Source organism: Novosphingobium sp. (assembly GCF_049240505.1).
Classification (GTDB): domain Bacteria; phylum Pseudomonadota; class Alphaproteobacteria; order Sphingomonadales; family Sphingomonadaceae; genus Novosphingobium.
The window spans coordinates 979-4,110 of the sequence record NZ_JBMLSM010000156.1 but is presented as its reverse complement, the minus strand read 5'-3'; the positions used below and the strand labels follow the sequence as shown (position 1 = coordinate 4,110).

The window sequence follows — 3,132 nt, the reverse complement described above, 5'->3', positions numbered from 1 at the left end:
GCCGATCAGCGAATGCGGCATTATCGGCGTGGCAGTGGGCATGGGTGCCTATGGCTTGCGTCCGGTGCCGGAAATCCAGTTCGCCGACTACATCTATCCCGGGCTGGACCAGCTCGTGTCAGAAGCTGCGCGCCTGCGCTATCGCTCAGCGGGTGAGTTCATCGCGCCGATGACGGTGCGCTCTCCATTCGGCGGTGGCATCTTTGGCGGGCAGACGCACAGCCAAAGCCCCGAAGCGCTGTTCACCCATGTTGCCGGTCTGAAAACGGTCGTCCCCAGCACGCCGCACGACGCCAAGGGCCTGTTGATTGCCGCTATTGAAGACAACGATCCGGTGATCTTCTTCGAACCAAAGCGCATCTACAACGGCCCGTTCAACGGTTATTACGACAAGCCGGTCGAGCCTTGGTCGAAGCACGCGGACAGTGTGGTGCCGGAGGGGTATTATTCCATCCCGCTGGGCAAAGCGCGGATCGTGCGCCCTGGCAACGCCTTCACCGTGCTCGCCTATGGCACTATGGTTCACGTCGCGGCGTCAGTCTGTGCTGAAAAGGGCGTCGATGCCGAGATCATCGACCTTCGAACGCTGGTCCCGCTGGATATCGAGACGGTGGAAAAGTCGGTGGAGAAAACCGGCAAATGCCTGATCGTTCATGAAGCCACGCGCACATCCGGCTTCGGCGCGGAACTTTCGGCGCTCGTGCAGGAGCGCTGCTTCTATCATCTTGAAGCCCCGATAGAGCGCGTGACGGGCTTCGACACGCCATATCCCCACAGCCTCGAATGGGCCTATTTCCCCGGCCCGGTCCGCATTGGCGAGGCTATCGACCGTCTGACGAAAGCCTGAGCCAATGGGAACCTACACATTCCGCCTGCCCGATATCGGAGAAGGCATTGCCGAGGCTGAAATCGTTGCCTGGCACGTAAAGGTGGGCGATTCGGTCGAAGAGGATGGCCGCCTTGCCGACATGATGACCGATAAGGCCACGGTCGAGATGGAAAGCCCGGTTGCGGGCAAGGTCGTTTCAATCGCGGGTGAAGTGGGCGATATCGTGGCGATCGGCTCGGCGCTGGTCGTGATCGAGACTGAAGGGGAAGGGGAGGTCGAAGCACCTGTCCCGACACCAGCCCCAGCGCCCAAGGCGGAAGTTGCCGAACAGCGCATCGCAGCTGAAACGCCTGAGGCGGCTGATGTTAAGGCAGTGGAAATTTCAGCGCCACAAGCTCCGGCACCGAAGCCGGTGGCTGCTGCGCCGATCGAAGCACTGCCAAGGCAAGATAGCAGCCCCAAGGTTCTTGCCAGCCCCGCGGTGCGCCAGCGCGCCCGTGATCTTGGCATCAATCTGTCAGAGGTCCGTCCTTCCGAGGAAGGACGGGTTCGCCATGCCGACCTCGATCAGTTCCTCGCGTACAATGCACAGGGCGGATATCGCACCGCAGGGGTTGAGCGTGGTGACGAGGTTATCAAGGTCATCGGAATGCGTCGTCGCATTGCCGAAAACATGGCTGCGTCGAAGCGTAGTATCCCGCACTTTTCCTATGTCGAGGAATGCGACGTCACGGCCCTCGAAGCCATGCGCGAGCAATTGAACGCCCATCGTGGTGAAAAGCCGAAGCTGACGATGCTGCCGCTGCTTATCACCGCGATCTGCCGAACCCTGCCGCAGTACCCCATGCTCAATGCACGTTATGATGACGATGCGGGCGTGGTGACACGTTATGGCGCGGTGCATCTGGGCATCGCGGCGCAAACCCCTGCCGGGTTGATGGTGCCCGTGATTCGCAATGCGCAAAGCCTCAACCTCTGGCAGCTTGCGCGCGAAATCTTGCGCCTTGCCGAAGCAGCACGGAGCGGCAGCGCAAAATCCGATGAACTGTCGGGTTCGACGCTGACAGTAACTTCGCTCGGCCCGCTGGGCGGGGTTGCCACCACGCCGGTCATCAATCGGCCAGAGGTTGCGATCATCGGCCCAAATCGCATTATCGAAAGACCGATGTTTGTGGCCGATGGCCTAGGCGGCGAGCGCATCGAAAAGCGCAAGCTGATGAACATCTCGATCAGTTGCGATCATCGCGTTGTGGACGGGCACGATGCCGCTAGCTTCGTTCAGGCGGTAAAAAAGCTGATCGAAACGCCGGTACTGTTGCTGGCCGATTGATATGGTAACCTCCCGGAAACGGGAGGTGCCAGGTGCCGACTACCGATCCGCGCATAGACGAACATATCGCAAAGGCGGGGGACTTCGCACGCCCGGTCCTCAAGCGTTTCCGCGCGCTTGTGCATCGTGAGATTCCCGACTGCGCAGAAGCCATCAAATGGGGAATGCCTCACTTCACGCTTGGCGGTAAAAACATTGCTGGCATGGCGGCCTTCAAGAGGCACGTCTCGGTGTTCTTCCATCATGACGAACAGCCCGGCGGCACCGGGCCATTCCGCCAGATCGCCAGCATTGACGATTTTCCGGACGAATCAGCCGTGATCGAACGCCTTCACGCGGCGGTCGAGCGGCTGTCTGCTCCCAAGGCTGCGCCTCGATCCAAAGCGCCGCCCAAGCCTGTGCCAGACCTGCCCGATGCTTTTGCTGAAGCCTTGGCCGTCTCGGCATCGCGAGAGCGTTTCGATGCCATGCCGCCGGGCCAGCGCCGCGAATATATCGAATGGATTGCTGACGCGAAGACTGAGGCCACACGGGACAAGCGCATCGCGCAAGCCGTGGAATGGATTGGCGAGGGCAAATCGCGCAACTGGAAATACCAGAAATGTTGACGATCTGAGGGAAATTCGCGCTGACGCAAATTTGCTGCACGAACAGCGTTGACAGCCCGTGAACTCTGCCATAGAGGCGGCCCTCCCAAGGGTGAGCGGGTGTAGCTCAGTTGGTTAGAGTATCGGCCTGTCACGCCGAGGGTCGCGGGTTCAAGTCCCGTCACTCGCGCCATTGGGAAGATAAAAAAGGCGCCTTCGGGCGCCTTTTTCTTTGCTTTCAATCGACACGGCCTGCTGTGGAAAACTTCCCTGAAACAGCCCGTTGACAGTCCGATGAACCTGCCATAGAGGCGCGTCTCCCAAGGGGCACGCGGGTGTAGCTCAGTTGGTTAGAGTATCGGCCTGTCACGCCGAGGGTCGCGGGT

3 protein-coding genes and 2 tRNA genes (1 of these 5 only partly in view) are annotated in these 3,132 nt (G+C 60.3%); all 5 read left to right on the top strand.

The annotated features are described in order from the left end of the window. A partial coding sequence (locus ACOVQ0_RS12805; protein ID WP_421885027.1) for an alpha-ketoacid dehydrogenase subunit beta occupies positions 1 to 847 on the top strand: 847 nt, incomplete at its 5' end. Positions 848 to 851: 4 nt separating this feature from the next. After that, positions 852 to 2,159, top strand: coding sequence for a dihydrolipoamide acetyltransferase family protein (locus tag ACOVQ0_RS12800; protein WP_421885025.1), 1,308 nt, complete (start codon positions 852 to 854; stop codon positions 2,157 to 2,159). A gap of 32 nt (positions 2,160 to 2,191) precedes the next feature. After that, positions 2,192 to 2,767 carry a YdeI/OmpD-associated family protein gene (locus ACOVQ0_RS12795; protein ID WP_421885023.1) on the top strand — a complete coding sequence of 192 codons (576 nt, stop codon included), beginning with the start codon at positions 2,192 to 2,194 and terminating at the stop codon, positions 2,765 to 2,767. A 95-nt stretch (positions 2,768 to 2,862) separates the two neighbouring features. Further along, positions 2,863 to 2,939: transfer RNA gene (locus tag ACOVQ0_RS12790), tRNA-Asp, on the top strand. Between the two features lie 138 nt (positions 2,940 to 3,077). After that, positions 3,078 to 3,132, top strand: a tRNA-Asp gene (locus ACOVQ0_RS12785); it runs 122 nt beyond the window's last position.

Excerpts from the sequence above, each read along its gene's own strand:
- ACOVQ0_RS12800 (WP_421885025.1), top strand. The coding sequence starts at position 852 with ATGGGAACCTACACATTCCGCCTGCCCGATATCGGAGAAGGCATTGCC.